The organism is Novosphingobium lindaniclasticum LE124 (genome assembly GCF_000445125.1).
Classification (GTDB): Bacteria; Pseudomonadota; Alphaproteobacteria; order Sphingomonadales; family Sphingomonadaceae; genus Novosphingobium; species Novosphingobium lindaniclasticum.
On sequence record NZ_ATHL01000150.1, the window covers coordinates 1 to 5,186 of the forward strand.

A 5,186-nucleotide genomic window follows, 5' to 3' on the forward strand; every position below is an offset into this window, starting at 1 on the left:
CGTCTCGATGTCTTCATCGGCGGCACAAGGCTCATGACCCTGCAGCGCGGCCGCGCCGGTGTGAACGGTAAGCACGGCCACGTTGTCGATTATCGCCATGTCATTCATTCCCTGCGCCGCAAGCCGATGGCGCTGCGGGGATTGGTCTATCGTGACAGCCTGTTCCCCCGTGCGCCCTACCGCCTCATGTTCGAGCACTTGCTGGAAGCTGTGGGCGAGAAAGAAGCCTGCCGGATCATGGTCGAGCTTCTGGCCATGGCCCACGAGCGCGCCTGCGAGGCGGAGCTCTCCCATGTCCTGGAGGAGAACCTGGCAATCCGCAGGATCCCATGCTTGTCGGCACTTCGGGCCCGCTTCAGCCCCGATCCCGCCACTTTGCCCGAAGTCGTGGTCGAGATGGTCTCGCTCTCGATCTACGACGGGCTGATCGAACAGGGAGAAGCGGCATGAGCACGGCTCCCATGATCGACGCACAGCGCCTGGGCCTGATGCTCAATGAACTGCGCTTGCCAACCATTAAGCATATCTGGGGAGATTTTGCAGCCCAGGCGGACAAGGAAGGATGGCCCGCGAGCCGGTTCCTTGCAGCTCTCGCCGAACACGAACTCGCCGAACGCGATCGTCGCCGGATCGGGCGTCATCTGGCTGAAGCCCACCTGCCGGCGGGCAAGACGTTGGACTGCTTCGCCTTCGAGGCCGTGCCGATGATCTCCAAGGCACAGGTCATGGCCCTGTGCGCCGGCGATGGTTGGCTCGACCAGGGTTCCAATCTCATCCTGTTCGGCCCGCCAGGCGGCGGCAAAAGCCATCTGGCGGCGGCGATCGGCCTGGCATTGGTGGAAAAAGGCTGGCGAGCACTGTTCACCCGCACCTCTGACCTCGTCCAACGTCTGCAGGTGGCTCGCCGCGAACTGACGCTGGAATCCGCAATCGCCAAGCTCGACAAATATCATCTGCTCATTCTCGACGACTTCGCCTACGTCTCACGCGACCAAGCGGAAACCTCTGTCCTCTTCGAACTGATCAGTGCCCGATATGAGCGCAGATCCCTGCTCATCACCGCCAACCAGCCCTTCGGTGAATGGAACCGCGTCTTCCCGGACCCGGCAATGACGCTCGCTGCGGTCGACAGGCTCGTGCATCACGCCACGATCTTCGAGATGAACGTGGAAAGTTATCGCCGGCGCACGGCTCAGGCCCGCCGCACCGGGGCTGGACGTCCTGCCGCCTACACCACTCCGAAAGTCCTCGAGACCATCCGCGACAATCAGGATGAGAACGAGATCCTTGCCAGCGAAAAGCAAAATCGGCACTGAATGACGCGCCGCGACAATCACATTCTCATCCTGATTGACGCGCAATCCTCATCCTGTTTGTCGCGCTACACTCAGCCGGTCCGTCTCGCAGTAACGGCTCGCCAGAAGGTAGAGCATCACATCGTCTGGCAAAGCCTCGATCGATGATTGCAATGCCTCCGGTGCCACCGGGTCAGGCTGGAAATCATCCTCGATGACAAAACCGCAGGACAGCGTCAGGCCGCCGGCCGGAATGGCGAGGCGGGTACAGATGTTGCCGAAGCTGTCGACGTAGTCGTAAATCGGGACACCTGGCGTTGTGAACAAGCGCTGCGGCGTGCGCAGATCTTTGTTGCGCGAAGCATGGACGCTCAGGTGCGCCAGCATCGGCACAGGCTGTTCACAGGTGAAAGCGATATCGTATCCCGCGCGGATCAGCATGCAGGCCTAAGGTCCGCAAGGGCGCGCTCCACCCGGCCCAGGCCCTCCGCGGATTCCACGGCGAGATCAAGCGGTCGTCCGCCGAGATTGCCGCAGCTGTGTTGAGATAGGCGATGGCCTTGTCCCGGCTTCCGAATGCTTCAAGCGCCAGCCTCGTCACCAACCCCTGGCGACCTGCCGCATCTGGCGCCAGTTTAGGGCGATCCGACCAGCGCACTTTCGCGCGAGCAGGCCGAGCGGGCTTTTCGTCGCTTGCCATTTCGAATTTCCTACTGATACCGTCGCACCCGACGCGCGGCGATCTTCCAGAGCATACTGGTTATCTGGGCCTGTCCGATTGAGGAGCCGGTTGCGATCTCAAGCACGGTGCATGCGTGATCGGGGACCGGACCGAGCAGGAAATCCCGTGCGGCCACGCGGCCGCCCAGCAGTGTAAACGCAAGATCGGATATCTCGCTGCGCCGCCGAAAGGTCAGATCGTCTCTCGGCATGCGATACCATTGACGTCCGCACGGCGGGATATTCGTCGGGCGCGACCTCAGGCAGGCAAATTGGTTCCGCGATGGCCAGTTCATAACCATTGGGGGCAGGCCGCCACCCCCATGTCCTTTTGCAGCCGGGCGATCCTAGTTGCATAATGGCACACCAGATCGAACCGCGACCCGGCATCACGGTTGCGCTTGCTGCGGGCGGTAAATTCGATGAGCGCGATCTGATGGTGATAGAGTAGCTGATTGAGATCCATGCGGACTCTCCTTTTTGCGGGAGCACGCTTGGTCTCTCAGTCGCCGATATGCAAAAATGACCGGCAATATTTTCCTTCTACAGAATTTCACCGTACTCCGCGAGAGGTTTCCATGAACTGATAAAATATTTAAAAATTATCACCGGCATTGAAGAATTTATTTTATCATGTATAAGGATTACGAATCGACGCTCTTGACGAATTTGCGCCTGCTTGCGCAGGATTTTTCAGCCATCAGCTTGGCTCTCATGACCGCCGCTTTTGCGCATGCATGTCGGCGGGTGCCCTCGATTTCGGGACACCGTGGATCGACCAAAGAAGAGTCGCCGACGGAAGGCTTTGTCGAGGAAATCCATTCCCGATCGGCCGCTTCGTGGTTCTGCTCGATAATGAGCACAAGATCATCGCCTACTGCGGGCAAGATGCGCAGGTCTGCATCCGCTCGATGGAAGGAGATCGCGTACATGTCGAAATGACGCCTTGCGATCTTTCGAAGGGCCGGATCGCGTTTCGTGAAAGGGCGCCGGAGCAAGCCGGAGAACCGCCGAGACGGCGCAGCGGTTTCAGGAGATAAACGCGGAAAAATCCGCACCATAGGAAAACATGCATATCAACATCAAAGGCGCGGAAAAGCGTCCCGACAATGCCATCTACCAACCAGCCGCCGGACATAACGGTCCGGTTCAACGGCCCACCGGCCTGCTAAGCCGGGATCGATTGCGGCGTCTTGTCGCTGCCATGGTCGATTGATCCGCACCCGGCTTCAGCCGGCGCTCCCTCTCGTCAGATGGGCCGTATCCAAATCTGCTATATGGACGTCGCAAAGACCTGCGCGAGCGCGACTCAAGAGAGAACGTTCGCTAATGCCTCCGTGAGTGCCCGTTCGAGGTATGGTTTTTCAAGGAAGATAGCGCCGGCAGGCAGCTCGTGCCGAGCCAACGGCCTGCGGCCCGAAGTGATAATGATGCCGATCATCGGCCAGCGAGCCTGTGCTTCAAAAGCCAATGCTAGGCCGTCGATCGGGCCCGGCATGTCTATGTCGGTAAACAGGATCGCGATCGGAGGGTTTTCCACGAGGATTCTGAGAGCACGTGTAGCGTTCGCTGCTTCTCTCGTAATGAATCCCGCGCTTTCGACCATCTCGCAGGCGGCCAGCAAAATAATCGGTTCATCCTCGACAACGAGCACGATCGGTAGAGGCGGCATGAAAAGACGGCTTTCTGCGGGGCGCAGCAGTCAGCCCGGCTTGCCGTCCCGATTTCATGGGCCGAGGCTCGCAGGCTCCGATCGAACCCAATCAGCAAAACAGCGACAGGGCCTATGAGTTCCAGTCTCCTTTAAATATTCGGCCAATTTGCAAGTATGTCGCGGCGCACAGAATGACGAAACAGACCTGCCGCATCTGGGAGCGCGAATTGGCTGTTGAACGGCGATAATGGTCGCGCCTGCTTTGAAGAGTTCTACCCTATGGCCGTCAGGGCCACAGGAGATGTGTCATGGGATTATCGGAATTTGATCCCGCTGCTCGCGAGACCCAAGTTGAACAGTGCTGGCAGAACATGCGGGGAACGTCAGGCGTTAAGTAGCTGATTTTGCTGGCAGTGGATTTAGCGGCAAAATGGGGTGTGATAACAACATTTTGCGTGTAACTGGCGGTTTGGTTTCTCTCCACACGTGCAGGTAGTAACAACCTTGCCATGTATGTCGTCGAACGAGTCGCTCGCGGGCACCGCTATCTTTACCTGGTCGAGAGTGTGCGCGAGGGCAAAACCGTCCGTCAGCGCACGATCAAGGCTCTGGGCCGCAAGGATGTGCTGGCCGCGAGTGGTGAACTCGACAGGCTGGCTGCCTCGATTGCCCGCCACGCCGAACGCAGCGTCATTCTGTCCGATATCGATGCAGGCCGGATCGCAGCTCGCAGGATTGGCGGCCCGTTGCTGTTCGGGCGCCTGTGGCAGCGGCTTGGTGTCGATGCGGTACTGGAAGAGGTGCTGGAAGGCCGCCAGTTCGGCTTTGCCGTTGAGCGCGCCGTATTCGTCGCCACACTGCACCGCCTGTTCGTCTCCGGCTCGGACCGAGCCTGCCTGGACTGGATGGAGAGCTACGCCATCGACGGCAGCGAGGATCTTGCCCTCCATCACTTCTATCGCGCCATGGCCTGGCTCGGCGAGGAGATCGAGGAGAAGGCAGAGGGGGGATTGGCACCTCGCTGTGTGAAAGACGTGATCGAGGAGAAGCTGTTCGATCGCCGCCGGGACCTGTTCACCGACCTCAGTCTTGTATTCATGGATACGACGTCGCTCTCGTTCTACGGCGCCGGCGGCGACACGCTGGGACGGCGCGGTCATTCCAAGGACCACCGGCCCGAGCTTGCTCAGCTGATCCTGGCCGTCGTGATCGATGCCCAGGGGCGTCCGATCTGTACCGAGATGGTCCCGGGCAACACGGCCGACGTGAAGGTACTCATGCCCATCGTCACGCGCCTGCGCACCCGCTTCGGCATCACCCGCTCGTGCGTTGTGGCCGATCGCGGCATGATCAGCGCCGATACGATCGCCGCCCTTGAAGAGCTGGGCATGGAATACATCCTGGGTGCGCGAGAGCGCACAAGCAGCGTCATCCGCGAGGTCGTGCTGAACGACACGGCCCCGATGGTGCCCCTGGTTCTCGAGCGGCAGGCAGGAGACACTCAGCTGTGGGTCAAG

Annotated in this window: 8 protein-coding genes and 1 pseudogene; 5 read left to right on the forward strand and 4 right to left on the reverse strand. The window is 59.9% G+C overall.

Annotated elements, in window-relative coordinates; translation table 11 throughout:
• Window positions 1-450: pseudogene (locus L284_RS45070) on the forward strand (IS21 family transposase); the annotation flags it as partial.
• Window positions 447-1,316 carry an IS21-like element helper ATPase IstB gene (istB, locus tag L284_RS45075; RefSeq protein ID WP_021235954.1) on the forward strand — a complete coding sequence of 290 codons (870 nt, stop codon included), beginning with the start codon at window positions 447-449 and terminating at the stop codon, window positions 1,314-1,316. The pseudogene L284_RS45070 and the gene istB, both read left to right, overlap by 4 nt.
• A gap of 48 nt (window positions 1,317-1,364) precedes the next feature.
• Here the strand turns inward: istB and L284_RS45080 are convergent, their stop codons facing one another.
• From L284_RS45080 to L284_RS49140, 3 genes are all read right to left on the reverse strand, one after another.
• Window positions 1,365-1,736 carry a hypothetical protein gene (locus L284_RS45080; protein ID WP_021236009.1) on the reverse strand — a complete coding sequence of 124 codons (372 nt, stop codon included), beginning with the start codon at window positions 1,734-1,736 and terminating at the stop codon, window positions 1,365-1,367.
• 571 nt (window positions 1,737-2,307) lie between these two features.
• Window positions 2,308-2,481, reverse strand: coding sequence for a hypothetical protein (locus tag L284_RS48470; RefSeq protein ID WP_167663617.1), 174 nt, complete (start codon window positions 2,479-2,481; stop codon window positions 2,308-2,310).
• A gap of 178 nt (window positions 2,482-2,659) precedes the next feature.
• The gene (locus L284_RS49140; RefSeq protein WP_021236012.1) at window positions 2,660-2,947 is read right to left on the reverse strand and encodes a hypothetical protein; all 288 of its coding nucleotides are present in this window, start codon (window positions 2,945-2,947) and stop codon (window positions 2,660-2,662) included.
• On the opposite strand from L284_RS49140, the gene L284_RS48905 reads away from it, so the two are divergent.
• Both L284_RS48905 and L284_RS48315 read left to right on the forward strand, forming a co-directional pair.
• On the forward strand, window positions 2,855-3,055 hold the full coding sequence (locus L284_RS48905; RefSeq protein ID WP_407635860.1) for a S1 domain-containing protein: 201 nt from the start codon (window positions 2,855-2,857) through the stop codon (window positions 3,053-3,055). The genes L284_RS49140 and L284_RS48905 overlap by 93 nt on opposite strands.
• Window positions 3,056-3,084: 29 nt before the next feature.
• Window positions 3,085-3,231 carry a hypothetical protein gene (locus L284_RS48315; protein ID WP_160172155.1) on the forward strand — a complete coding sequence of 49 codons (147 nt, stop codon included), beginning with the start codon at window positions 3,085-3,087 and terminating at the stop codon, window positions 3,229-3,231.
• A 93-nt stretch (window positions 3,232-3,324) separates the two neighbouring features.
• Here L284_RS48315 and L284_RS45095 read toward each other — a convergent pair whose 3' ends face one another.
• Window positions 3,325-3,687, reverse strand: coding sequence for a response regulator (locus L284_RS45095; protein ID WP_021236013.1), 363 nt, complete (start codon window positions 3,685-3,687; stop codon window positions 3,325-3,327).
• 491 nt (window positions 3,688-4,178) lie between these two features.
• Between L284_RS45095 and L284_RS45100 the strand changes: the two genes are divergently transcribed.
• Window positions 4,179-5,186: IS1634 family transposase (locus L284_RS45100; protein ID WP_021236014.1), on the forward strand; the 1,008-nt coding region annotated here is incomplete at its 3' end.

What these genes read in the sequence shown, in the direction of transcription:
- istB (WP_021235954.1), top strand. Translation starts at nt 447, where the DNA reads ATGAGCACGGCTCCCATGATCGACGCACAGCGCCTGGGCCTGATGCTC.
- L284_RS45080 (WP_021236009.1), bottom strand. Translation starts at nt 1,736, where the DNA reads ATGCTGATCCGCGCGGGATACGATATCGCTTTCACCTGTGAACAGCCT.
- L284_RS48470 (WP_167663617.1), bottom strand. Translation starts at nt 2,481, where the DNA reads ATGGATCTCAATCAGCTACTCTATCACCATCAGATCGCGCTCATCGAA.
- L284_RS49140 (WP_021236012.1), bottom strand. Translation starts at nt 2,947, where the DNA reads ATGTACGCGATCTCCTTCCATCGAGCGGATGCAGACCTGCGCATCTTG.
- L284_RS48315 (WP_160172155.1), top strand. Translation starts at nt 3,085, where the DNA reads ATGCATATCAACATCAAAGGCGCGGAAAAGCGTCCCGACAATGCCATC.
- L284_RS45095 (WP_021236013.1), bottom strand. Translation starts at nt 3,687, where the DNA reads ATGCCGCCTCTACCGATCGTGCTCGTTGTCGAGGATGAACCGATTATT.